This is a genomic window from Streptomyces griseoloalbus (genome assembly GCA_014650015.1).
Taxonomy (GTDB): Bacteria; Actinomycetota; Actinomycetes; order Streptomycetales; family Streptomycetaceae; genus Streptomyces; species Streptomyces griseoloalbus.
Map to the genome: position 1 here is coordinate 18524 of BMUD01000030.1, position 24427 is coordinate 42950.

Sequence of the window (24427 nt, forward strand, 5' to 3'; positions counted from 1 at the left end):
CACAGGCCGCGCACAAGGTAGCGGCGTTGATCGACTCTGTCACACGGCCGGAGGGTGTTCGGTGGCCCTGAACAACACTTACGACGCGAGGCTCGTACAGCAGGAGACAGCCGTGGGGGCGGGCGTACAGATCCTGTTGCTCGCACTGCTCGGCACGGCGATCGGCATGGGCCCGGCGGGCTGGCTGACCGGTCTCGCGTTCGCGATCGCCACGTGGGCGGTGCTGTCACGGGCCCTGCACCGGTCCCGGCCGCGCTCCTTCGGCGCGGCCAACCGGGTCACCCTCGGCCGGGCCGTCCTCGTCGGCGGGGTGACCGCGCTGGTCGCCGACTCGTTCCAGGACTCGCCGCCCGTCTCGCTCTTCGTCGGCCTGACCGCCGTGGCGTTGATCCTCGACGGCGTGGACGGCAAGGTGGCGCGCCGGACCGGTACGTCGACTCCTCTGGGCGCCCGCTTCGACATGGAGGTGGACGCGTTCCTGATCCTGGTGCTGAGTGTGTATGTGTCGATGGCGATGGGCCCTTGGGTGCTGCTGATCGGCTCGATGCGGTACGTCTTCGTCGCGGCGGCACGCGTCTGGCCCTGGCTGACGGCCTCGCTCCCGCCGAGCACGGCCCGCAAGACGGTGGCGGCGCTCCAGGGGGTGCTGTTGCTGGTGGCGGGCGCGAACCTGCTGCCGTACACGGTCAACGTCGGGGTGGTGGTCCTGGCGCTGGGCCTGCTGGTGTGGTCGTTCGGCCGCGATGTGCTGTGGCTGTGGCGGACGTCGCGGATGGCGGCCGTTCCGGCGGGACGTGAGGTGCGGGAGCTGGTCGCCGGGTGAGTCGGGCCGCTTGCCAGGTAAGTCGGGCCGGGCGCCGGGTGAGACGGGCCGCTTGCCAGGTAAGTCGGGCCGGGCGCCGGGTGAGACGGGCCGCTTGCCAGGTAAGTCGGGCCGGGCGCCGGGTGAGACGGGCGGGGCGCACGAGACGGGCGGGTGGGACGAGACGGGCGGTGGGACGAGACGGGCCGGGCGCCGGGTGACGCGAAGGGGGTGTGAAACGGTCACTTTCGTCTCGGCACCAGCCCCGCCGCCACCGCCGTCATGGCCGCCAGGACCAGCCACGGCACCTCCCGTGGCAGCCCCGCGTCCAGCAGGGTGCCGGTCGCCGAGCTGCCGAGCAGCACGATCAGGCCGGAGACCGAGGACAGTGCCCCGGTGTAAAGGCCGAGTCGGCCCTCCTCGGCGAGGTCGGGCACCAGGGCTCGGGCCACCGGCGCCACGAGCATCTGGCCGAGGGTGAGCAGGACGACGAACCCGGCCGCGGGGACCAATCCGACCGCCCCCGTCCACCTGGCGGGGAGGGCCGCCGCCACGACCCCGAAGCCGGCCGCGACGACGATCAGTCCGGCCGCCATGGACCGGCGCATCGCCAGCCGCTCCCCCGCCCAGCGGGTGACCGGCAGCTGGGCGGTCACCACCAGCAGCGAGGACAGCGCGAACAGCCAGGCCAGCGCGGTCTGCGAGCCGGTGGCGCGCTCCACCTCCTTCGGGAGGGCGAGATACAGCTGGTTGTAGGCGAGCAGGTAGGCGCCGTAGGCGCAGCACAGCGCCAGGAAGGGCCGGTTGCGCAGCACCAGCCGCAGTCCGCCCCCGACCGGCGTCCGGTCCCGTCCGGGTATGTGCTGCGGCAGCAGCCTGGCATGACCGGCGAGCACGAGTACGAAGATCCCGGCGCCCGCCAGACACGCGGTGCGGAAGTCCACTGCCAGCAGCAGCGCCCCCAGCAACGGCCCGGCGAACGCCCCCGCCTGCCCCGCCACGGTGAACAACGCCAGCACCCGGGTGCGCGGTCCCCCGCCTCCCTCCTCCCACGCCACCGCCTGCCTGGCCACCTCCGACTCGACGGCCGGTGAGAACAGCGCGGCGGCGAACCCGGTCAGCAGCACCGCGCAGACCACCGCCCAGGTCCGCTCGGCGTACCCCAGCCACACGAACCCGCCGATCCGCAGGGCACACCCGGCGAGCACCACCGGCCGGATGCCGTACCGGTCGGCCAGCACCCCGCCCACCACGAACAGCCCCTGCTGACTGAACGTCCTGAGCCCCAGCACCAGCCCGACCAGCCACCCCGCCATCCCCATGGCCTGACCCAGATGCGCGGAGAGAAAGGGCAGTACGGCGAAGAACCCCAGGTTGAAGGCGAGTTGGGTGAGGATCAGCAGCCGCAGCAGAGGGGAGAGCCGGAGAGGGCGGCCGGGCGCCTCGCCCCGCGGTCCGGTGGACAGAGCACTCACCGCGCCCCCACCCGTTCCTTCGCGGGCGACGGCGGGCGTGCGGGAGGCACGTCGGGCGTACGGTCACCCCGCCGCCGTCCCGGCCCTCGAACCCCGCCCGCCGCGGTCACCGCCAGCGCCCCGAGCAGGGCGAGGACGCCGGCCGGGGCGAGCACGGCCCAGGGTGCGCGTTCGGCGTACGGCTGGTTCTCGGCGAGCAGCGCACCCCATTCCGGCGACGGCGGCTGTGCGCCGAGCCCGAGGAAACCGAGCGAGGCGAGGGCGAGCGCGACACCGGGCAACCGCAGCAGGGCGTGCCGGGTGACGGGCGGCAGTACGGCGGGCAGCAGTTCGTGGCGCAGCAGGTACCAGCGGCTCGCGCCGAGGCCCCGGGTGGCCGCGAGATGCAGGGTGACGCGCTCCTGCGCCAGCAGCGCGGAGGTGTGCGCGGCGAGCGGAGCCCAGGCCACGGCGGTCACGGCGAGCGCGGGCGTGGTCGCCCCGCCGCCCGCGACGGCGGTGACGAGCAGCGCGCCGAGAGCCGCCGGGACGGCGTTCACCGTGTCGACGAGCGGCCCGGACAACCGGGGCAGCAACCCGAGCACCACTCCGGCGCACAGGGCGGCGGCACTGATCGCGAGGGCGAGCAGCAGCGTGTCGAGGGCGCCGTGTCCGACCCGGGCGAGCAGGTCCCGGCCGAGGGCGTCCGTGCCGAACGGATGGGCGAGCGAGGGTTCTCGGAGTCGCTCCCCGGTGTTCAGCGCGAGCGGGTCGCGGGGCAGCCCGAGCGCGACGACGGCGATCAGGACGGCACCGTGGACGACGGGCTGCACGCGGCGGGTGGGCGGGGCCGGCCGGTGCAGTGTCGTCAGGGCGCCGTCCCGCAGGGCGGGCCCGACGAGCAGCCGGGCGGCGAGCCGGCACGCTCCCGTGGACACGGCCCCGAGCAGGATCAGGGCGAGGGTGCCCGCCTGGAGGACGGGCAGGTCCTGCGCGAGGGCGGCCTGAAGGGTGGTGCGGCCGAGGCCGGGAATGTCGAAGATCTGCTCCACGGCGACGGCCCCGCCGGTCAGCCCGACGACGAACAACCCGAGGTTGGGCAGCAGGGCGGGCAGGCACCGGCGTACCGCCTGCCGGGCGATCCGCCGGCCGGGTATCCCCCGGGCGGCGGCTGCCAGTGCCCACGGCTCGTCGAAGGCGCCGGGCAGCAGATCGTCGAGCAGCCGCCCCAGCACGGCCCCGGCGGGCAGGCCGAGGGCGAGGGCGGGCAGCACGGTCCACTGCGGCCCGTACCAGCCGAGGGCGGGCAGCCACCCCCACTGCACCCCTACGACGGTGGCGAGCACGGACCCGATGAGGAACTCGGGCAGCGCGGCGAGCACCGCGGAACCCGTACCGCCGGCGCGACGGCCGTCGAGCCGCCGCCGCGCCCCGAGGTGGAGGGTGCGGGCGCAGACGAGCGCGGCGACGACGGCGGCGACGCCGAGCGCCACCGTCATCAGCAGCAGGGAAACGCCCAGCGCCCGGAGCACACCGGGCAGCACCTCGCCGCCGGAGATCCAGGACCGTCCGGCGTCCCCGTGCGCCAGCCCGCTCAGCCACTGTCCGAGCAGGTGGAGCGGGCCCGAGTCCAGCCCGAGCTGGTCGCGGATGTCCGCCAGCACCTCGGGCGTCGGGTCGCGCTCGGCCGACCGCGCCTTCAGCACGGTCAGCGCCGGGTCGGTGCGCGTGAGCCAGGGCAGCAGGCCGATGCCGCACACGAGACCGGCCGCGAGCGCGGCGCGCCACAGGAGTGCGGCCACGTGCTGTCGCACGGGTCAGCGCCGCGTTCCCGTACCGACGAGGGCGCGCTCGTAGGGATCGAGCACGACTCCCCGTACCGAGGTGCCGACGCCGGTGATGACGCGCTGGTGCACCAGCGGCACCACGGCGTCGGTGCCCAGTATCTCGGCCTCGGCGGTCATGGCGGCGTCCTGCCGCTCGCCGGGATCGGCGGTCCGCTCGGCCGCGGCGACCGCCCGGTCGACGTCCTTGTCGCACAACTGGGCGATGTTGTAACCACCGTCGCAGGTGAAGTCACCGGAGAGCACGGCGACGGGGTCACCGGTGTCGACGGAGGTGTTGCGAGCGAGCACGAACGCGTCGAACTCCCCCTCCAACGCGTCGCTCTCCATCCGCGAGTACTCACGCACCTCGAGTTCGACGCCGAACCCGGCCTTCTCCAGCTGCTGCTTCAGCACCTGTGCGACTTCCGGCAGTTCGGGCCGGTTGTCATACGTGGCGAGGGTGATCGAGGTCCCCTTCGCACGCCCGGCCCCCGCTCGCCCGACGGGCTTGACCCGCTTGCCGTCGGCCCAGGTCACGGCGGGCCCGTAGATGCCGGCGCCCGGGTCGGCGTACCCCTCGTACACCCCCTCGGCGAGCACGGAGGTGTCGACGGCCGCCCGGGCCGCGGCGCGCAGCTTCGGGTCCTCGAAGGGCCCGGAGGAGACGTTGAGCAGCAGGCTGGTGGTGCGGGTGGTGGCGGTGTCGTGCCGGGTGTCCCGGTCCAGGGTGGCCGCCTGCGCGACGGGGACCGCCTCGGCGATGTCGACCTCGCCGGTGCGCAGGGCGTTGGCGCGGGCGGTGCCGTCGGCGACGAACCGGGCGTCGATGCCGGAGGCCTGGGCGCGCCCGCCCCAGTACGCGTCGAAGCGGTCGAGGGTGGCGGAAGAGGCTCCGTCGACCTTGGTGAGCTCGAACGGGCCGGTGGCAGTGCCGACGGGATCGACGCGATCGCCGCCGCCGTTGCCCCCGTCACCGCCGTCGCCGCCGTATGCCTTGCCGGAGAACACGGCGAGCCCGGGGCTGGACAGGCGCAGCGGCAGGATGGGATCGGGCTCGGCGGTACGGACCCTGACTCCCCGCTCGCCGTCGGCCTCGGCGGTCAGTGTGACCCCGAAGAGGGCGGCGGGCGCGGGCCTGGCCCGGGTGGCGCGGGTGAGCGCGTTGACCACGGCGGACGGGGTGACGTCCGTACCGTCCTGGAACGCGGCGTCCCGGAGCGCGAACACCCAGGTCCTCTCGTCCTCCTGCCGCCAGGACTGGGCGAGCGCGGGGGCTGCGGCGCCGTTGGCGTCCATGGTGGTCAGCCCTTCGGCGACGCCGAGGCGGCTGAGGATCGTGGCGTCGGCGCCGTAGGGCGAGAGGCGCTCGGCGGGCGGGAAGGCGAGCGCGACCCGCAGCCGCGACCCGTCCTTGCCGTCACCGCTCTCCTTCGACTCACCGCCTTGCGAGGCGAAGCAGCCGGCCAGCAGCGGCGTGAGTACGAGGGCGGCGAACAGCCGCGAACGAAGCAGGCGCACAGGTCACCGTCCCATCGGAATCTCGAAGTGGACGACGGCACCGCCGTCGTCCGTGTCCTCACGTTCGTCGTGCACGACCTCGCCGAGCGACCGCCAGAAGGCCTCAGCCCCCGGCACGGACGGATCGGTGTGCAGGTACACGGCCCGGTAACCGCCGTCCGCCGCCGCGAAGTCGAGCAGTTCGCCGACCATCCGCCGCGCCAGGCCCCGCCTGCGGTGGTCCGGGCGCACGTACACCCGCCGCAACTGCGCGGTCTCGCCGGAGGGGTAGCGCTCGGCGAGTGGGCGCGGGTTCGGCGGATGGGCGGGCCCGCGGGAGTCGAGGGCCGCGGTGGCGACGACCTCGCCCCCGTCCGGGTCGAGCGCGACGAGCAGGGTGTGACGGGGCGGGGCGAGATAGGCGGCGCCCGGATCGATGATGTCGCCGTGCCAGTGGGGCACGTATCCGGTGCCGAACTCCCGATAGACGGTGTCGAGCATCACGGCTCGCGCACGGTCGAGGTCTGCCGGGCCCGCAGCCCTGATGCTGTAGTCACGCACTTGCACACCATACGCATTAAGCCTCCAAAGTTGATCACCGGGGGTGAGCACGCGGGACGCGGCGCGAACGCTTCGACGCGACCCCGAACGCGACCCTAAAACTACCCACATGACATTCATTTTCAAAAAACCGGGGTGTCGCCGAGGATCGCGTTCGTCGGCAAGGGCGGCAGCGGTAAGACGACCCTGCCGGCCCTCTTCGCCCGCCACTTGGCGCACTCCGGCGCCCCCGTTCCCGTCATCGACGGCGGCATCAGCCAGCACCTGGCCCAGGCCCAGGCCCCCGGCGAGGACGACCCGGCCGCGGCTCACGCCTGCTGCGCCTGCTCGGCGACGACACACTGCACACGCGCCACGTCTCCCCGGCCTGCCGAGTCCCCCTGATGGTCACGGCGGGTTCGATGAAAGCGACCTGGGTGTCGCCTGCTACCACTCCGGGGCCGACGGCACTGTCCTGAACCGGTCCCCCTGCTTCAGGGACCGCCGATGCGCCCCACCGGCTACTCGACACCCATCGCGTCGAGTAGCCGGACCACCTCCTTGCGCCCGTATCCGAGCAGCCGGGCCCGGTCGGCGGCCATCAGCACCAGGTGCGCGACGATCTCCGCCGCATACCCGTTCCCGCTGTCGGCGTCGAACCATTCCTGGGGCTTCTCGACACCCAGGCTGTTCATCACCACCCCGTGCTCGCGGCGGATCTCCGCGACGGTCCCGGCGACCGCGTCCAGGAGTGTCCTCCCCGGCCGCTCGCACTCCAGGGCGAAGCGCCCCCAGTCGACGGGCACACACCCCTCCGGCGGACGCGCCCGCAGCCCCGCATACCGCTCGTCCGCGAACCCGGCCGTCCGGAACTCGTCGTGCACCAACGAGAACCGGTGGAAGCCGGGCGGCACCGGAGGGGGTGGAGGCGTGTACTCCCACCCGGCGTCCTCGTACAACTGCCGCTTCACCTCTTCCTCTTCGGCGTGCGTCACGGTGAAGCCATTGGCCTCATTGCGCCCCGTCGTCGTGCCGTCGGGGTTGCGGTGGAAATGCAGGCTCATGAGTACTCCCGCTGCGGTGATGAGGATGGACCGGACGGCCCCGTCGCTGGATCGAACGGGCGGCCGTGCCGGCTCGTGCCCGCTCCGCGGGACGTCACTCGATCGTGTGATCGAACCCATTGGGTGCCATCGGACATCACCTGCCGGCCTCGGCCCTCACTGCGGTCCCCGCGGTAGCCGCCGTGGCCACGGACCTGCCTTCCACCAGGAGCGGTTGTCACAGGCAAGCGATATCCTCATAAAGCGCTTGTGACACATGTGTCTTACGACCACGGGGGGTGTCCATGCACAGCCGGGATCAAGGCTTTCCTCATGACTGCTCGGGCGGTCACCCGGGCATGTCGACCGAGGCGGGCATCGACATCCAGCGACAACTGGAGTCGCTGATCCAGGACTTCCGGACCAGCGACCTCCCCATGCCGGTCATCGTGCTGCACGCCGAGGACGCCGCCGACGACGACCGCGTCACCGAACTCGTCGACGAGCTGCGCGAAGGGCAGCAGAGCCACGGGACACGTCTGGCCGTCGCCCCGACCGAACCGCAGCCGGGGGCCGTCGATCCCATGGCCAGGGCCGCGCGGCTCCTGTGCGACCTCGGCGATTCCCGGAAGTGGGGCGACCGGTCCGCCACCTACCGGCCCTACGCCTTCCCCCGCCTCAACCTCGTGCGCGCCCTCCAGGAGGCCACCGACGACCCGGAGATGCGCGCACACTGGCCCATCGCCTCCGCCGGCACCCCCGACGGGAACACTCAGCGGGAGGAGGCCCAGACGCATCTGCTGCGCATCCTGGCCCGGCAGCGCTGGCGGCCCCGCAGACCCTCACGGAGGCCCCGGCAGGTGCTGCTGACCGATGTGCAGCAGTTCCTCCCCATGGGGGTGCTGGGCGCCTTCACCGCCCTGCTCACCCGCCCGGAGTGGTACATCGCCGCCCTGGCGGGCATCGGACTGATGGTCCTGCTCGCCGTTCTGAACCACGTCCCCGGACGCGCGCCGCTCTTCCTGTGGCTGCGCAGGGAGAGCCGGTGGTTCCTGACCACGACGTTCCTCCAGTCCGCCGCCCGCCGCCAGTCGACCAGCGTGCGGCTGCTGCGGCCCGTCCGCTCGTGGAGAGCCATAGCGGCCCGCGCCTACGACGTGGCCGAGGCCATGCGCGAGGGCGGCCCGTTCCCGCTCCAGCTGTACGTACTGGCGCTCTTCGAGGACCTCCGGGACAACCACCGGCGCGGCAGCTGGGACCTGCGCGGGTTCAAGCGGACGCGTCCACCGGTGCTGCTTCTGCACCGCGCAGGCCGGGAGAACGGCGGCATCGAACTGATCAAGGCGGTCAGCGACGTCCGCAGCCGCCGCAGCGAACTCGACCCGCTCCTGATCGTGGCAGGCGTGGCGGCGGACGACGCGGCCCTGCTCGACCGGGGCGAGGACGGAGTTCCACCGGCCGGCCGGCCACAACCCCCGTTCCAGCCCCGCCGCCTCCAGCAGCGGTTGCGGCACTGGTACGACGAATGGGCCGGCAACCTCCGGGCCGACCAGTCGCCGAGCAGGACGAACGCCCTACCCTGGGTGCTCAGGATCCCGCTGCCGCGCGAAGAGTTGGTGCAGCTGCGAGAGACCGACTGGCGATGCGTCCGGGCCAGGCACCGGCCGCCCCTCGCCCGCGTGGTGTGGTCGGCCCACAGTCTGTTCCTCGTCCTGGTGCTCGCCGCCACCGCGGGCGTCGTCCACGCACGCGAACTGCACCGCACGTACTGCTCCGCGGGTCTGCTGACCGCCGACCGCGACACCGAGCGGCACGCCGCACCCGGCGGTGGCACGGAGTGCGTCGGGATAGCCACCGGAGACGTCCGGTTCGGCACCTACCTCGAGGACGGCGCCGACGAGGAGGGAAAGCGACTGCGTGAACTGGAGGATCTGGTGATCGCCGAGAACGCCAAGGTGCTGCGGAACCACCCCGACACCTACGTCACGGTGGTGTACGCGGGGCCGTTGAGCTCCTCCACGGCGGACCCCTCCCTGGTCAAGGGCAACGAGGAACTGGCCGGCGTGTACCTCGCCCAGCGCGTCGTCAACGCGAACTACACGGTGAAACTACGGGTGCTGCTCGCCAACGGCGGTGCGGACATGGGGCACCAGCGGGTGACGGCCGAGGCGATCGCCGACTACGCCGACCGCGACCCGACCGTCGTCGGCGTCGTCGGCTTCGGCCGCGACCTGCAGAGCAGCCCCGACGTCACGCGCCGGCTCCACGCGGTCGGGCTGCCCGTCGTCTCCGGCACCAACTCGGCGACCTACCTGCCGAAGGACTTCTCCAACTGGTTCAGCCTCGCGGCCCCCGACGAGCACCAGGCGGAGGCGCTCGGTCTCCTCGCCCGGCAGCTGCGCACGCGGGACACGGCCCCGTACGCGCTGGTGCTGGCCCGCGACACCGAGCAGTCGCAGGACCGTTACACCAGCGAACAGGCCACCTACGGCGGGCAGATGCTGCAGCGGGAGGGCTTCCGGCTGCTGCCCGAACAGGCCTACCGGGTGGCGAACGGCAATCCCGAGCTGCGGCATCACGCGGAGAGCATCTGCCGGGGGGTAAGCGTCCCCTCCGTGATCTACTTCGCCGGGCGGGTCGAGGACATCGGGTCACTGATGACCCAGCTGAGCACCGAACCGGGCTGCGCGAACCGGGAGATCGCGATCCTCACCGGCGACGACCTGAGCAAGGCCAGGTTCTCCGACACGGGCGGCCGCGACGGCGTGGCCCCGCGGATCACCCTCTACCACGCGGCGCTGGCCGAGTTGAGGGAGGCCGCGTCCGGGACCGACTTCTACAACGCCGCCGCCAAGTACCTCCCCGGGCTGGAGAAGGGTGAGGCCACGTACGACGCCGACGACTTCGCCAGCGGGCAGACCGCTCTCTCCCACGACGCCACGCGTGCGCTGTACTGGGCGGCCAGCCTCGGCGACGAACCCCAGAGCCGCGCGGCGACCTGGGTCAACCTCCGGGGCGTCAAGCTCGACGGGATGGCCACCGGCCGGATCGACTTCACCGACGCTCCCCTGTACGGCGAACGGCGCGGCCACAGCATCGTGCTCAAGCGGGTCCGACGGACCGCGGAGGGCGTCTCCGAGGCGGAAGTGCTGTGCAGCAGACCGGCCGGGAGCACGAAGCCGCTCGACGTCAGGGACTGTTCGATCGGGTGAGCGGGCACCGCACCGCCCTGTTCGCGCGGTTCGTCCGGCGCCGAACCGAGGACGGTCCGAGCGAGACCGGCGGCCGTTGTTACGCTCACCGGGTGAGGATTCCGGGACCCGAAGAGATCCGTGCCCTGCACGAGAAGTACGCGCCCAGCGTCGAGGCGTTCACACTCGTCCACACGCACTGCGAGATCGTCTGGAGCATCGCCGAACAACTCCTTTCCGCGCCGCGCCTGCGTCATCTCGACGGCGAACTGGTCCGCGCCGGCTGCCTCCTCCACGACATCGGCGTCTACCGCCTCTACGGCGAGGACGGGCGGCTGGACCACGGGAACTACATCCGGCACGGGCTGCTCGGCCACGAGATCCTCGAGCAGGAGGGCTTCCCCGAGACCCTGCGCCGGTTCTGCTCCCATCACACCGGAGTCGGCGTCACGCGGCAGGACGTCCTGAGCCAGGGCCTCCCGCTGCCACCCGCCGACTACCTGGCGGTGACGGAGGAGGAGAGGCTGGTGATGTACGCGGACAAGTTCCACTCCAAGTCCAGGCCCTCCGCGTTCCTCTCCCCCGACGAGTACGCCGCCCACGTCCGCCGCTTCGGCGAGGAGAAGGTCACCGCCTTCCACGCGCTGCGCGCGGAGTTCGGCGACCCGGACCTGGCTCTGCCGGTACCGCACGGCGGCGGCGCGTCCGTCCACCCGTGACCGCAGCCGCTCGCAGCCGGCCGCGGCCGGTACGGGACTCCCGCCGCGGCCGACGGCGGCCGGCACCGACCGACCGGCGTCCGCTTCCGGTGCCGGTTCAGTACAGGTTCTTCCGCAGAACGTCCCAGTCGGTGGCGCACAGACCGCAGTTCGGGCCGACGAACTCGGCCTTGGCCGTGGTGTCGCCCTTGAGCTGCCACGGCGGCGTCCGCTCGCCGTCTGCCTCTCTGGCCGTCGACACCCGTAATTCCCCACCCATGACGCCTCCAGCACCCCCGCAGGTCGTCCTGCCCACCTGCGACGCCTCACGCAGGCTATGCCTGCTTTGAACTGTCCGACCGTGCTTTCGTCACATTCGCGGGAGCCGCCGGATCACTCACCGGCAAGCGCCCCGTCCGAGCTTCCGCACACCCCGGCCTTCGGCCCGCGAGGCCGACGCCGATGAACAGGAAGACCAGGGCGACCGCCCCGTACTTCAGCCACCGTCCGCACCGTGAACGGGCTGTCCGGGGCCGGTGGATGTGCCGGGACCGAAGGGGCCGACGCCGTGCGGGTTGCGGTCGGGCGGCGGGTGAGGCTGGTGGAAGGTCATGACGTGCTCCGTTTCCGGGGTAGATGTGTGGCACGACCGGCATGCGTGATGCGCCGGCCGCTGCGTCCCAGGACGGCCATTGGCGGCCGAGCCGGCCGTGGCTGCCCGCCGGGGTTCAGAAGCCGCGGATCCTGCGCCCCGCCTCGGTCGCCGGGTAGAGGATCGCCTCGGCGACCCGTCCGCCGGAGTCCTTCACTCCGCCGCTGAAGTTGAGGCGTCCGGAGGTGCCCGCCTTCGCGGCGACCCCGTCCCAGTACCTCGCCTCCCGCTCCCAGCGGATGCCGTCGAGGAGGCGGACCAGGTCGTCCGTGCGGAAGGCGGAGGACGTCTCGGTCCACGGCATGGTGTGGTGGACGGCGATGCCGATGCCGGCGAGGACGGCGGGCGCGGTGATGGCACTGCGCCCGGTGAAGGCGCGGGCGTGTCGGGCGATCAGCTGTCCGAGAATCGGTACGAGGGCGGCCTCCACCTGCTCCGGCCGGTACCCCGCGGGCAGTTCGTCCTCGTGCACCGACTCGGCGGACCGCTGGAGGCCGTTGCGCCCGTAGAGCGCGGTGACGACGAGGGCGCGCAGCGCGGAGAGGGTGACGACCTCGCGGTCGTTCGCGGATACCTGCCGCTTGCTGACGTTCACGAGCCGCGCGAAGGGCACGCGCTGCCCGTCGACGTCGACCTTCACGGAGTCGGCGACCAGGTGCGCGAGCCGGGTGCCGTAGTCGCGCTGGTCCATGGACATGGCGAGGTTCTTGGCGACGGCCACGCCCTGCACGTTGCGGTCGTAGAAGATCTGCCGCGCGTCGGCGGGGGCGAGGTCGATGTACAGCTCGAACGGGAGGCGCACCTGGGCGAGTTCCGGATAGGTCAGCCCGTACGCCTCGGGATCGTCGTAGAGGTCGTGCCAGGCGGTGGTCTGGGTCTCCCCGTCGATGGCGATGACCATCGTGCCCGGCGCGATGGTGAGGGTGCGCAGGCCGCTGCCGGGGACGAGTTCGTCGCTGAGCGCGGCGAGCGGTCCGGCGTGCCACAGGGTGATGGGCGGCGTGGACCAGGCGGCGCCGAGCTCGCCCTTCAGCCCGGCGGCGATGTACTCGGCGTACGGGCCGACGTTCTTGCCCTTCTGCGAGGACTTCAGCGTGCGCTGCACGGTGGCCCGCAATTCGGCGTGCCGGCGCACCAGACCCGAGGCGGCCTTCAGCCTGCGCGGGTCCTCCTCTGCGCGGGGCGAGGGCACGAGCTGGACGAGCGTCGGCACGGACATGGTGCCGACGACGGCGTCGGCGCGGAACGGCGCCACGGTGAGCTGGGTGCCTTCGACGGCTGCGGTCGGCATGGTCAGGCGCATGGGTCTCCCCCCGGAGGTGCGATGAGCGGCTCCCTCGCGGAAGCAACACCAGAGAAGCACAGCACTGAAAGCGCCGTCAAACGTATTGACAGATTTGACGGGTGCTGTAGTTTGTTGACTGTTCACTCCAGAGAGGCCGGATTCCCGCCATGCCCCAGTCATCCGCACAGGTGACCGCCGCCGAGATCTCCCGCATCGCGGGGGTCACGCGCGCCACGGTCAGCAACTGGCGCCGCCGGCACGAGGACTTCCCCGCGCCGTCCGGCGGCACGGACTCCAGCCCGCTGTACGACCTGGAGTCCGTGCGCGCCTGGCTCGCCTCGCGCGGTCACACCTCGGCGGCAACCCCCTCGGAAGAGCTCCGCACGACCTTGCGCCTGCGTGCGCAGAGCGGTGGCAGCGGTACGCCGGAGGGCCTGCTGCTCCTCGTCCTCGCGGCGGCGGGCCGCACGCCGGAGGACCTGACGGCCGCCACGCGACTGCCGGACGAGGATCTCGTCGCCCACGCGCAGCACGATGCCGGGTCCGTCGCCGACGCCGTACCGGCCGCGGACCCCGTCCGTTTCGACACGGACGACGCGACAGTGCTGCGCGCGCTGTACGCGTGTGTACGGGACGAGGGCGGGCAGGCCGCGTTGGGCGTGCTCGCGGAACGGGAGCTGGAGGACAGCGCCGCGTCCGGCGCCTACCGGACACCGGCACCGCTCGCTGACCTGCTGGCCCGCCTGATCCCCGGCTCACCGTCCCGCGTCCTGGACCCGGCCTGCGGCAGCGGCACCCTGCTGGCGGCCGCCGCCCGCCGGGGCGCGCGCGAGCTGTACGGCCAGGACACGCTTCCGGTGCAGGCCCGGCGCAGCGCGGTGAGCCTGATGCTGACGGAACCGGAGGCCTCGGTCACCGTGCGCGCCGCCGACAGCCTCCGCGCGGACGCCTTCCCCGACCTGCTCGCCGACGCGGTGCTGTGCAATCCGCCGTACGGCGTCCGGGACTGGGGCCATGACGAACTCGCCTACGACCCCCGCTGGGCGTACGGCGTACCGGCCCGCGCCGAGTCGGAGCTGGCGTGGGTGCAGCACGCGCTCGCCCACCTGACGCCCGGCGGTTGCGCGGCGCTGCTCCTGCCGCCGGCCACGGCGGGGCGCGCGTCGGGGCGTCGCGTACGGGCGGAGCTGGTGCGCAGCGGGGCGCTGCGCGCGGTGATCGCACTGCCGGCGGGCGCGTCGGTGCCGTTGCACGTCGGGCTTCAGGTGTGGGTGCTGCGGCGTCCCGAGCCGGGCGGTCCGGAGCGCAAGTCGGTGTTGTTCGTGGACACGGCGGCGGAAGGGTCGGCGGGGGCCGGGCTCGGTGGTACGGCGTCGGCCGGGCGCACACGGGGGGCGTCCCGTTCCGCCTCCGTGGACTGGCCGGGCGTGACGGCGCGGGCCCTCGGGGCGTGGCAGGCGTTCACGGAGAACCCCGACGCGTTCGAGGGCGAACCCGGTGTCGCGCACGCGGTCGGTGTGGTGGACCTGCTGGACGACGTGGTGGACCTGACCCCGGCCCGGCTCGTACGGGCGTCACGGGCCGAGGTCGACCCGGCGAAGCTGTCGGCGGAGGTCGACGCCACGCGCCGGGATCTCGTCAAGGCCGCGAAGTCGCTCACGCGGGCCGCAGGTCACGAGGACTGGAGTGCCGCCGGGACCGCGGCGCGGGAGTGGCGGACGGCTACGGCGTCCGACCTCGCGCGCGGTGGGGCGCTCGCGTTGCTGCGTACGGTGCCGGAGGCTGCGCGGGGGCGTGTGGACGGCGGGAGCGAGGAGCGGTCGCAGGCGCGGGCGGTGCTCACCGGCTCGGACATCTCACGGGGCTCGGGTCCGACGGGTGACCCGGCGGAGCTGCGCGGCGACACGGCTCCGGTGATCGCCGTGGGGGACGTCCTCGTACGGGCGGTCGCGGGCGGAGAGGGTTCGATGGCCCGGGTCGCGGACGAGGAGGACGCGGGCGCGCTGCTCGGTCCCCACGTCCACCTGTTCCGGCCGGACCCGAAACGCCTGGATGCCTGGTTCCTCGCCGGGTTCCTGGGCGCGGAGGAGAACATCGCGGGCGCGTCGACGGGCAGTACGGTGCTGACGGTCAGCCCGGGCCGGCTGCGGGTGCCGTTGCTGCCGCTGGAGGAGCAGCGCCGGTACGGGGAGGCGTTCCGGCACGTGCACGCGCTCCGGGCGGAGGCGCGGCGGGCGACCGCGCTGGCGGAGGAGACGGCACGACTGCTGGCGGGCGGGCTCACGGGCGGGCAGTTGCTGCCGTCACGGGAGGCGGCTGAGGTACGCGGCCAGGGTGGCGATTCGCCCCATTAGGCACGCGGCACCTCACTTGTAGACCACACTTGTCGGACCGTCCTGGGCAGATCGATCGGCTCGGGCGGTGGGGTTGGGACATTTCGGAAGGAATCCGGGGATCCAGTTGAACAGCAGTAAGCACACGGAGTTGGCGAACCACGCGTGGTCCGTCGCCGACCTCCTGCGGGGGGACTACAAGCAGTCCGACTACGGCAAGGTCATCCTGCCGTTCACGGTGCTGCGGCGACTGGAATGCGTGCTGGAGCCGACCCGCGAGAAGGTCGCGGAGATCGCGGAGCAGCACGAGGACAGCGGTATCGACCCGGACCGCTTCCTGCGGCGGGCGTCGGGCCACTCCTTCTACAACAAGTCCGGCCTCACCCTGAAGAAGATCGCCGGAGACCCGAAGAACGCGGCGCAGAACCTCCTGGTGTACGTGGGGGCGTTCTCCGACAACGCGCGGGGTGTGCTGGAGCGCTTCGAGTTCGCGCAGCAGATCAAGCGGCTGGACGACGCCGATCTGCTCTACAAGGTCATCGGCAAGTTCACGGACCTGGACCTGCGTCCCGAGGTCGTGCCCAACCACAACATGGGCTACATCTTCGAGGAGCTGATCCGCCGGTTCGCCGAGCAGTCGAACGAGACGGCCGGTGAGCACTTCACGCCGCGCGAGGTCATCCAGCTCATGGTGCGGCTGCTGGTCGCGCCGGACGGGGACGCGTTGCAGTTGCCGGGTGCGGTGCGCACGGTCCTCGACCCGGCCTGCGGCACGGGCGGCATGCTCTCCGCGATGGACGACCTCATCACCGAGCTGAACCCGGACGCCACGGTGGAGGTGTACGGGCAGGAACTCAACCCCGAGTCGTGGGCGATCTGCCGGTCCGACCTGATGATCAAGGGACAGGACCCGGAGAACATCGCGTTCGGCAACTCCTTCTCGGATGACGGGCACGCGCGCAAGACCTTCGACTACATGCTGGCGAACCCGCCGTTCGGCGTGGAGTGGAAGAAGGTGAAGGACGAGGTCGAGCACGAGCACAAGGCGCTGGGCGAGGCCGGCCGGTTCGGGGCGGGGCTGCCGCGCATCAACGACGGTTCGCTGCTGTTCCTCCAGCACATGATCGACAAGATGAAGCCGGTCGATGTGAACGGCGGAGGCGGCTCTCGCATCGCGATCGTCTTCAACGGCTCGCCGCTGTTCACGGGTGCGGCGGGATCGGGTGAGTCGGAGATCCGGCGCTGGATCCTGGAGAACGACTGGCTGGAGGGCATCGTCGCGCTGCCGGACCAGTTGTTCTACAACACCGGTATCTCGACGTACTTCTGGATCCTGACGAACCGGAAGAGCCCGGATCAGAAGGGCAAGGTCGTGCTGCTGGACGCGCGCGACCAGTGGCAGAAGATGCGGAAGTCGCTGGGCGACAAGCGCAAGGCGCTGGGCAAGGAGCACATCGCCGAGGTCGTCAAGCTGTACGGGGAAGCGCTGGCCGTGGCGGGGGATGCGGAGCATCCGTTGCACGGCAAGGTGAAGGTCTTCGCGAACGAGGACTTCGGGTACCAGCGGATCACAGTAGAGCGGCCGCTGAAGCTGCGGTTCGAGGTGACGGAGGAGACGCTGCCGGCGCTGGAGGCGTCGAAGGCGATCCAGAAGTTGCCGCAGGCTTCGGCGTTGGCGGATGCGTGCAAGTCGCTGGTGGGGGCGAGCTGGGGTACGAAGCAGGAGGCTTGGCTCGCCCTGAAGGATGCGGTGGTGCAGTCCGGCGGGACGTGGCCCACGGGGGCGCCGTTCAACAAGGCGCTGCGAGACGTGATCGGGGTGCGGGATCCGGAGGGCGAGGTACAGCTCGTCAAGGGGCAGCCTGAGCCGGACGCTGAGCTTCGGGACTACGAGAACGTGCCGTTGGGTGAGGACGCCGAGGGGTATTTGGAGCGGGAGGTCCACCCACATGTGCCGGATGCGTGGATCGACCACAGCAAGACGAAGATCGGATACGAGATCCCGTTCACTCGTCACTTCTACGTGTACGAGCCGCCGCGTCCGCTGGCACAGATCGACGCGGAGTTGAACGCACTCGAAGACGAAATTCAAGGGCTGCTGGGGAAGGTTACGGAATGAGCGCCACCGTTAGACTCCGCCATCTCGCACAGGTCAACCCCAGCACACCTGCCTTCGACAGGGCGAACGACGACGACGAGTTGACGTTTCTCCCCATGGAGGCTGTCTGGCCAGGCGACCGTCTTGACCTATCTCAGAAGCGCTCCAAAAGGGCAGTGTCCACCGGATACACCCGATTCCAGGACGGAGACGTCCTCGTCCCAAAAATCACACCCACCTTCGAGGCTGGCCGTTCAGTTTTGGTGCAGGGTCTAGTCGGGGGTATCGGTGCCGGGACAACCGAGCTGCACGTGGTCCGTCCCGGCAAGGAAATCGACCCGAGGTTCCTTCTCTACGTCGTCAATACACACAACTTCCTGAAGCTCGGCGAGGCGGAGATGTATGGCGTTGCTGGCCAGCAACGCGTGCCGGACGATTTCCTGCGCGATTTGCCGGTGCCGCGACAGTCACTGACAGAACAGCGCCGCATCGCGGACTTCCTTGATGCCGAGACATCACGTATTGACCAGCTCAGCGCCAGGCGCCATGAACAGATGAAACTACTGACCGAGCGCCGCACTGCTGTCCTGGCCGAATGTGTCTCGTCAAGCGGCCCTGACTCGGTCCTGCACCCTCTCGTAGGCACCGTGCCCCGCTCTTGGCCAGTACTGCCTTTGCGCCGGGTCATTCCTGCGGTGAACGTTGGCGTTGTCATCAACCCGTCGACACACTTCACCGACGATGGAGTCCCCTTCATTCACGGGTTTAACGTGCGATCTGGATGGATCGATCCGCACGGCATGAAGTTCATGTCATCGCAAAGTAACGAAGAGTTGCGCCGATCACGCATCCGCACTGGTGACGTTCTCGTGGTTCGCGCCGGCACGCCCGGACGGGCCGCCGTTGTGACTGACGAATATGACGGAGCCAACTGTGCTTCCGTGTTGATCCTGCGGCGCGGCCGAGCAATGTTGCCTGAATTCCTTTCGGCATTCATCAACTCGCCGGCAGGACGGGGCCAGGTACAGGTTTCCCAGTACGGCGCTGCACAGGAGGTCATCAGTGCAGCGCAGACTCTTTCGTTCGTAATCCCTGTTCCGCCCCTCTCCGAGCAGCGATACCGCGTTGACCGCCTGAACGCGGCTCTGCACGCCCAGGGTCGCATTCTTAGCAAGCTACAGCGCCAGGTTTCTCTGCTTGCTGAACGCCGCGAAGCCCTTATCACCGCCGCCGTAACCGGCCAGTTCGACGTCTCCACCGCCAGCGGACGCAACGTAACCGAAGGAGTAGCCGTATGAGCCCCGTGCACGACGAGTCCTCCTTCGGGTCCGCCATAGTCGCCGCACTCTGCGAGCGCGGTTGGCGGGAGGCGAACCCCGAGGACTACCAGGCCGATCTCGGGCTCGACACCAACGAGTTGTTCACCTTCATCGGGGCGACGCAGCCCGACGAGTGGGACGAACTGCTCACCGTCTACGGCGGTAACCCCAACGAGGCCCAGCGCGGTTTCGCTCAGCGGCTCGACCGGGCCATTGCCGATGACGGGCTTCTGCACGTCCTCCGGAACGGCGTCAAGGATCGCGGGGTTCGGCTCCGTGTCGCCTATTTCAAGCCCAACCTCATCTCCGCCGACTCCGTACTCAACGGTTACCGGGCCAACCGCCTCACCGTCGTGCGAGAACTCCCCTACGCCACCAAGCAGGCCGACTGGGGTCACCGGCTCGACCTCACCCTGTTCCTCAACGGCATACCGGTCGCCACGGCCGAGTTGAAGAACCCGCTCACCGGGCAGGGCGTCGAGCAGGCCAAGGAGCAGTACCGAACCGATCGGGACCCGACCGAGCTGATCTTCACGCGGCGGGTCATCGCGAACTTCGCCGTCGACCCGGACCTGGTCTTCGTCACCACGCAACTGCGCGGCAAGAACACCCAGTTCCTGCCCTTCAACACCGGCTCGAACGGCCCCGGCCAGCCCGGTGGATTCGGCAACCCTGCTCCCACCGCCCACGGCACGTACTCCACGTCCTACCTCTGGGAACAGGTCTGGCAGCGGGACAACTGGCTCGACCTCCTCCAGCGTTTCGTGCACCAGCAGAAGCACAAGACGCCCGGCGGCGGCACCACCAAGTCGACGATCTTCCCCCGCTTCCACCAGTGGGACGTGGTCCGCAAGCTCACCGCGCACGCGTCCGTGCACGGTGCCGGTCAGAACTACCTGGTCATGGCCTCCGCCGGCTCGGGCAAGTCGAACACCATCGGCTGGCTGGCCCACCGCCTCAGCGACCTGCACGCCCGCACCGATCCGGCCGTTCTCAGGCCCGACGCTCTGGCCGACGGCCGCATCAAGCCCGGCGAGCCCGTCTTCGACAAGGTCATCGTCATCACCGACCGCCGTGCCCTGGACGCACAGCTCTCAGCGACGGTCGGCAGCTTCTCGCAGACGGACGGCCTGGTCGTCAAGGTCGACGAGAAGCACGGTGCGAAGAGCGAACAGCTCGCCCGTGCCCTCTCCCGCGACACCGGGAAGATCGTCACCGTCACCCTGCACTCGTTCCCGGCGCTGCTCGACTACATCAAGCGCAACCCCACCAAGATCGAGGGCAGCCGCTTTGCGATCATCGTCGACGAGGCGCACTCCTCCCAGTCCGGTGACGCCGCCACCGCCGTGAAGTCCGCCCTGCGCGACCTCGGCCTGGACGCCGACTCGGACGACGAGGGCGCGACCACGGTCACCGTGGACGACCAGCTCAAGGCGAAGGCGGTCGCGCGCTCCCGCGCCGCCAACCTCTCCTACTTCGCCTTCACCGCCACGCCCAAGTCCAAGACGCTCGAACTGTTCGGCACGGAAGGCGTCGAGAACGGCAAGACCGTCTACCGCCCCTTCCACACGTACTCCATGCGCCAGGCCATCGAGGAAGGCTTCATCCTCGATCCCCTCCGCAACTACGTCACCTACAACACCTACTGGAAGCTCGCGAACCTCAACCGTGACGAGAAGGAGGTCGACCCCTCCAAGGCGAACAGCCTGCTCGCCCGGTTCGCGCTCATGCACGAGCACACGGTGTCCCAGCACGCCCAGGTGATCGTCGAGCACTTCGTCGCCCACTCCCGCGGCCGACTCGGCGGACGTGCCAAGGCCATGGTGGTCACGGCCTCCCGTCACTCCGCCGTGCAGATGGCGCGTGCCATCCGCAGTTACATCGCCGACCGCGAGTACGACACCAAGTACCCGGACCTGGGTGTGCTCGTCGCGATCTCCGGTTCCCTCACCATCGACGGTGAGGAGACCACCGAGGTCAAGGAGAACGGCGGCATATCCGAGGCCGCGCTGCCGAAGGCATTCGGCTACACCCGTGCCGACGACAAGGCCGCGAAGGCCGGCGGCAAGGGGCAGCAGGAGTACCGGATCCTGGTCGTCGCCGAGAAGTACCAGACCGGCTTCGACCAGCCGCTCCTGACCACCATGTACGTCAACAAGACGCTGACCGGCATCGCCGCCGTGCAGACCCTCTCCCGCCTCAACCGCACCGCCGAACGCAAGTCCCAGGCCGACCTCGCCGTCCTGGACTTCGTCAACGAGGCGGAAGACATCCAGGACGCCTTCCGCCCGTACTTCGAGGAGGCGCACACCCTGCCCTCCGACCCGAACCTTCTCTACACGGCCCAGAGCCGCGTCATGTCCGCGCCGATCATCTCGGAACAGGACATGGACGAGTTCGTCGCCGCGTACTTCGAGGCGGAGAAGAAGGCGGGCGGTGTCCAGTCCAAGTGGGAGAAGCTGCACGCCGAGTTGTACCGGCTCCTCTCCCCCGCCGTCATCCGCTTCACCGCCCTCCTGGAGAGCGAGGAGGAGGACGACGTCGAGACGGCGGAGGAGTTCCGCGCCAACCTCAACGACTACGTCCGCAAGTACGGCTTCCTCGCGCAGATCGTCCCGTACCGTGACGCCGAGTTGGAACGCCTGCACCTCTACGGGCGCCACCTTCTCAACCGCCTCCCCCGCCTCGCGGACGGCGGAGTCGACATAGGCGAGGTCGACCTCAGTCACCTGCGCGTCGAGAAGACCGGCGAGCACGATGTGTCCCTCGATCCCGAGGGTCCCGCCGAGCTCAAGGGCTTCGGTGACGGGGTGGGTGGTGCGAAGGACGCGGACAAGTCACTTCTGTCCGAGCTGATCGAGAAGTTCAACTCCAAGTTCGGGACGGAGTTCACCGAGGAGGACGTCCTCCCGGCCTTCAACGCGACCAAGAAGGACCCGAAGGTCCGGGCCGCGGCCGTCGTCAACGACGAGGAGAACTTCGGGATCGTCTTCGACAAGGCGTTCGAGGAGAACATGATGGATCATGTCTCCACCATCGACACCCTCGGCAAGCGGTACTTCGGCACCGACCGGGACTTCAAGTCCAACCTCGACCGCAGCGCCCGCCGCGCGGCCTGGCGGATGATCCGCCGGGAAGAGGGGCTGGACGACTTCTGACGTGGTCGGGGCCCGGTGCAACGCACGCACCGGGCCCCGCTCATCGTGCGTCCGCCTGTTCAGCGGCCTGCGGCCATCCGTACAAATCCGCCCCATGCATCAGGGCCGAACGCGAGCCTGGCCACGGCGGGCTGCTTCGAATCCCTGACGAGAACGGCTCCGGAGGCTGCGGCGACCTCGACGCACTCACCACCATTGCCCGTGCTGTAGCTGCTCTTGACCCAAGCGGCCTCGGGCACAGCCGCCTTGCTGTGCTGCACGCTCATGTCTCTCCCATCAGTTGCTTGATGAACGCCGCTGACTCGCTCGGTGTCAGGGCTTGTGATCGGAGGATGCCATAGCGTGCTTCCAGCGTGCGCACGTACGCAGCGTCCGTGTAGATGCGACTGTGATCCTGCACTTCCGCGTACGCAAGGCGTTGCCCCTTGTCGACGTCGATCAACGAGAAGGGGCCGCTCAAGGCTGCGTTGTCTTCCCGCTCGATCGGCATGACCTGCACCTCCACGTTCCTAGACTGGCCCGTGACGAGGATTTGTTCCAGCGTCTCACGCATGACTTTTGGGCCACCGATCGGCCTGCGCAGCACTGCTTCCTCAATCACGAAGCTCACCAAGGGTGCGGGGCGACGGAGGAAAATCTCCTGACGCACCATGCGCGCCTCAAGCCGCTGCTCGATCACATCGTCTTCCAGCAACGGCCGCTGCATGTGGAAGACCGCACGTGCGTAGCCTTCGGTCTGCAACAGACCGGGCACGGCGTACATGGCGTACAAGTTCAAGGCCGTGGCTTTGGCCTCAAGCCGAGCCATGTCCCGGAACATCGCCGGGTACTGGGCCTTCCCCACTTCGTCCTTCAACGCACGGAGTACACCCCCGGCCCCCAACACCTCATCCGCCTTGTCGATGAACGACGCCTGCGGAATCCGCCTCCCCTGCTCAATGGACGCCACCGTGTCCGCCGAGTACCCGAGCCGCTTCCCGAACTCGGCCCGTTCCAGCCCCGCCCGCGTCCGCAGCAGCTTCAACTGCCGTCCGAACGCGGTCACCACGCCCGTCCCGGGCTCGTCCTCCGGCCGCCGCTGCTGCCGTACCGTCTCCTCGTCCCGCACCTCGGTCACCGCCCTCGCCGCCTCTCCCCGCGCACCGCGCACGCGCACCGTGCCTACAACGCCCCGCCCGCCCCGCGCCAAGGGACCGCGCAAGGGCATCGCCGCTGGTCACGCTAAGCCACGGAGCACCACCGCACGTGCGCGTTCTCGGCACATTCACCCTCAGGGTGAACGCAGCCAGGCCAGCTTCTCCTCGGCGTCCCGAAGGCGGGGGTGTCCGGGGCCGTAGATGCGTTGGTAGTCGCGTACGCAGCGGTCGAGCAGTTCGGCGGCCTCCTCGTGGCGGCCCACGTCGATCAGCACGTTGGCGAGGTTGTCCCGGGTGACGACCGTGGTCGGGTGATCGTCGCCGTGGAGTGCGACGTATCCGCTCAGGATCGCCCGCAGGATGGGCACGGCGTCCTCGTAGCGCTCCTGGGCGTGCAGGACGGCGGCGAGGTTGTTGCGCGCGGTGAAAGTGGACTCGTGGTGCGGCCCCACCGTCGCCTCCATCGACCGCACGACGGCGCGGATGTGGTCTTCCGCCTCGGCGTGGCGGTCCAGTCGGACCAGGACGGCGCCGAGGTTGCTCCGGGCCGCGATCGTTCCCTCGTGGTCGCGCCCGTACCGGGCCTCCAGTTGGGGCACGAGGGCGCGCAAGGCGCGCTCGGCCTCCTCGTGGCGGCCGCACTTGAGCAGGGAGGCGGCGTGGGCGTTGGTGGCGGACAGGACATCGGGGTGGTCGCGGCCGAGCTGCCGGGCACGGCGTTCCAGGACGTCCCGCAGGAGCGGCTCGGCTTCGGCGGCGCGCCCGAGGTCCTCCAGGACGGCGGCGAGTCCGGTGGCGCTGCGCAGCGCGTCCGGGTGGTCGCGGCCGAGTGTCTCCGCCTGGGCGCGGAAGGTGTCACGCCACGCTGTCTCGGAGAGGCGCAGTTGGCCGGTGGTGTGGAGGAGGTCGGCCAGCTCGACGGAGGTGCGCAGGGTGTCCTCGTGGCGGTCGCCGAGCGTGGTCCACTGGGTGCGTACCACGTGCTGGTAGAGCTCGACGGCTTCCTCGCCCCGCCCCGGGATCGATCCCAGGACCTCGGCGAGTTCGCGCATGGCGGTGAGGGCGTCCGGGTGCTCGGGGCCCAGGGTGTCGATGGCGGACCGGGCCCGCATGGTGTGGATCTGTTCGGCGGAGAGCTCCACGCGGGCGATCTCCTGCTCCGGCCGGCCCTCCGTCACCTCCGTGATGGTGAGGTGTCCCCCGACCAGCCGTCGCGCGGTCCCGGATCCCCCTGCGGGCTCCTGCGCGTCCGTGCCCGGCGGCGGCTGCCCGTCCGTGCGTTCCCGGTGTTCCTGCCTGCCCTCCTGTTCCTGCCGGGGCCGCGGCGGCCGTGCGCCGGCGCCCTGGCCGTCTCCCGCGGCTCGTCGCCGCCACCATCGGGTCATCGTGACCGCC

17 protein-coding genes and 1 pseudogene are annotated in these 24427 nt (G+C 70.5%); 8 read left to right on the forward strand and 10 right to left on the reverse strand.

The genetic code is table 11. The features are described 5' to 3' along the window. The first annotated feature begins 61 nt into the window (after positions 1-61). The gene (locus tag IE178_RS31560) at positions 62-823 is read left to right on the forward strand and encodes a CDP-alcohol phosphatidyltransferase family protein (protein WP_193514622.1); all 762 of its coding nucleotides are present in this window, start codon (positions 62-64) and stop codon (positions 821-823) included. 221 nt (positions 824-1044) lie between these two features. On the opposite strand, the gene IE178_RS31565 is transcribed toward IE178_RS31560, so the two are convergent. Genes IE178_RS31565 through IE178_RS31580 form a run of 4 tightly spaced genes read right to left on the reverse strand, consistent with a single transcriptional unit; the run spans position 1045 to position 6140 of the window. Then, a complete protein-coding gene (locus IE178_RS31565) occupies positions 1045-2268 on the reverse strand; it encodes an MDR family MFS transporter (RefSeq protein ID WP_193514659.1) in 1224 nt (407 codons plus the stop codon). A gap of 5 nt (positions 2269-2273) precedes the next feature. Further along, the gene (locus IE178_RS31570) at positions 2274-4070 is read right to left on the reverse strand and encodes an ABC transporter permease subunit (protein WP_193514623.1); all 1797 of its coding nucleotides are present in this window, start codon (positions 4068-4070) and stop codon (positions 2274-2276) included. Between the two features lie 3 nt (positions 4071-4073). Next, positions 4074-5594 carry an ABC transporter substrate-binding protein gene (locus IE178_RS31575; RefSeq protein ID WP_438874429.1) on the reverse strand — a complete coding sequence of 507 codons (1521 nt, stop codon included), beginning with the start codon at positions 5592-5594 and terminating at the stop codon, positions 4074-4076. 9 nt (positions 5595-5603) lie between these two features. Next, on the reverse strand, positions 5604-6140 hold the full coding sequence (locus tag IE178_RS31580; RefSeq protein WP_193514625.1) for a GNAT family N-acetyltransferase: 537 nt from the start codon (positions 6138-6140) through the stop codon (positions 5604-5606). 135 nt (positions 6141-6275) lie between these two features. Between IE178_RS31580 and IE178_RS31585 the strand changes: the two are divergent. After that, positions 6276-6576, forward strand: a pseudogene (locus IE178_RS31585) (ATP-binding protein); the annotation flags it as partial. 64 nt (positions 6577-6640) lie between these two features. Here IE178_RS31585 and IE178_RS31590 read toward each other — a convergent pair. Beyond that, on the reverse strand, positions 6641-7183 hold the full coding sequence (locus IE178_RS31590; RefSeq protein WP_193514626.1) for a hypothetical protein: 543 nt from the start codon (positions 7181-7183) through the stop codon (positions 6641-6643). A gap of 338 nt (positions 7184-7521) precedes the next feature. On the opposite strand from IE178_RS31590, the gene IE178_RS31595 reads away from it, so the two are divergent. Together IE178_RS31595 and IE178_RS31600 are read left to right on the forward strand one after the other, a co-directional pair. Next, the gene (locus IE178_RS31595) at positions 7522-10374 is read left to right on the forward strand and encodes a type 1 periplasmic-binding domain-containing protein (RefSeq protein WP_193514627.1); all 2853 of its coding nucleotides are present in this window, start codon (positions 7522-7524) and stop codon (positions 10372-10374) included. 92 nt (positions 10375-10466) lie between these two features. Beyond that, a complete protein-coding gene (locus tag IE178_RS31600) occupies positions 10467-11072 on the forward strand; it encodes an HD domain-containing protein (RefSeq protein ID WP_193514628.1) in 606 nt (201 codons plus the stop codon). Between the two features lie 97 nt (positions 11073-11169). On the opposite strand, the gene IE178_RS31605 is transcribed toward IE178_RS31600, so the two are convergent. Together IE178_RS31605 and IE178_RS31610 are read right to left on the reverse strand one after the other, a co-directional pair. Then, positions 11170-11313, reverse strand: coding sequence for a hypothetical protein (locus IE178_RS31605; protein ID WP_318280350.1), 144 nt, complete (start codon positions 11311-11313; stop codon positions 11170-11172). Positions 11314-11779: 466 nt separating this feature from the next. Further along, positions 11780-13006 carry a DNA sulfur modification protein DndB gene (locus IE178_RS31610; protein WP_193514629.1) on the reverse strand — a complete coding sequence of 409 codons (1227 nt, stop codon included), beginning with the start codon at positions 13004-13006 and terminating at the stop codon, positions 11780-11782. Between the two features lie 149 nt (positions 13007-13155). Here IE178_RS31610 and IE178_RS31615 point away from each other — a divergent pair, with 149 nt between their 5' ends. From IE178_RS31615 to IE178_RS31630, 4 genes are all read left to right on the forward strand, one after another. Continuing rightward, positions 13156-15342, forward strand: coding sequence for an N-6 DNA methylase (locus IE178_RS31615; RefSeq protein ID WP_193514630.1), 2187 nt, complete (start codon positions 13156-13158; stop codon positions 15340-15342). 106 nt (positions 15343-15448) lie between these two features. Beyond that, entirely contained in the window at positions 15449-17440 is a 1992-nt protein-coding gene (locus tag IE178_RS31620) for a type I restriction-modification system subunit M (RefSeq protein ID WP_193514631.1), read from the forward strand. Then, positions 17437-18717, forward strand: a complete 1281-nt coding sequence (locus IE178_RS31625) for a restriction endonuclease subunit S (protein WP_193514632.1) — start codon at positions 17437-17439, stop codon at positions 18715-18717. The genes IE178_RS31620 and IE178_RS31625 overlap by 4 nt, the downstream gene beginning before the upstream one ends. Then, positions 18714-21896, forward strand: a complete 3183-nt coding sequence (locus IE178_RS31630; protein WP_193514633.1) for a type I restriction endonuclease subunit R — start codon at positions 18714-18716, stop codon at positions 21894-21896. The genes IE178_RS31625 and IE178_RS31630 overlap by 4 nt, the downstream gene beginning before the upstream one ends. A 59-nt stretch (positions 21897-21955) precedes the next feature. Here IE178_RS31630 and IE178_RS31635 read toward each other — a convergent pair whose 3' ends face one another. The 3 genes from IE178_RS31635 to IE178_RS31645 all read right to left on the reverse strand — a co-directional run bounded on the left by IE178_RS31635 (position 21956) and on the right by IE178_RS31645 (position 24417). Further along, entirely contained in the window at positions 21956-22162 is a 207-nt protein-coding gene (locus IE178_RS31635; RefSeq protein WP_193514634.1) for a DUF397 domain-containing protein, read from the reverse strand. Then, the gene (locus tag IE178_RS31640; protein WP_438874428.1) at positions 22159-23013 is read right to left on the reverse strand and encodes a helix-turn-helix domain-containing protein; all 855 of its coding nucleotides are present in this window, start codon (positions 23011-23013) and stop codon (positions 22159-22161) included. The genes IE178_RS31635 and IE178_RS31640 overlap by 4 nt, the downstream gene beginning before the upstream one ends. A gap of 153 nt (positions 23014-23166) precedes the next feature. Then, positions 23167-24417, reverse strand: a complete 1251-nt coding sequence (locus tag IE178_RS31645) for a tetratricopeptide repeat protein (RefSeq protein WP_193514636.1) — start codon at positions 24415-24417, stop codon at positions 23167-23169. Between the last annotated feature and the right edge of the window lie 10 nt (positions 24418-24427).

Excerpts from the sequence above, each read along its gene's own strand:
- IE178_RS31590 (WP_193514626.1), bottom strand. The coding sequence starts at position 7,183 with ATGAGCCTGCATTTCCACCGCAACCCCGACGGCACGACGACGGGGCGC.
- IE178_RS31595 (WP_193514627.1), top strand. The coding sequence starts at position 7,522 with ATGTCGACCGAGGCGGGCATCGACATCCAGCGACAACTGGAGTCGCTG.
- IE178_RS31610 (WP_193514629.1), bottom strand. The coding sequence starts at position 13,006 with ATGCGCCTGACCATGCCGACCGCAGCCGTCGAAGGCACCCAGCTCACC.
- IE178_RS31615 (WP_193514630.1), top strand. The coding sequence starts at position 13,156 with ATGCCCCAGTCATCCGCACAGGTGACCGCCGCCGAGATCTCCCGCATC.
- IE178_RS31625 (WP_193514632.1), top strand. The coding sequence starts at position 17,437 with ATGAGCGCCACCGTTAGACTCCGCCATCTCGCACAGGTCAACCCCAGC.
- IE178_RS31630 (WP_193514633.1), top strand. The coding sequence starts at position 18,714 with ATGAGCCCCGTGCACGACGAGTCCTCCTTCGGGTCCGCCATAGTCGCC.
- IE178_RS31635 (WP_193514634.1), bottom strand. The coding sequence starts at position 22,162 with ATGAGCGTGCAGCACAGCAAGGCGGCTGTGCCCGAGGCCGCTTGGGTC.
- IE178_RS31645 (WP_193514636.1), bottom strand. The coding sequence starts at position 24,417 with ATGACCCGATGGTGGCGGCGACGAGCCGCGGGAGACGGCCAGGGCGCC.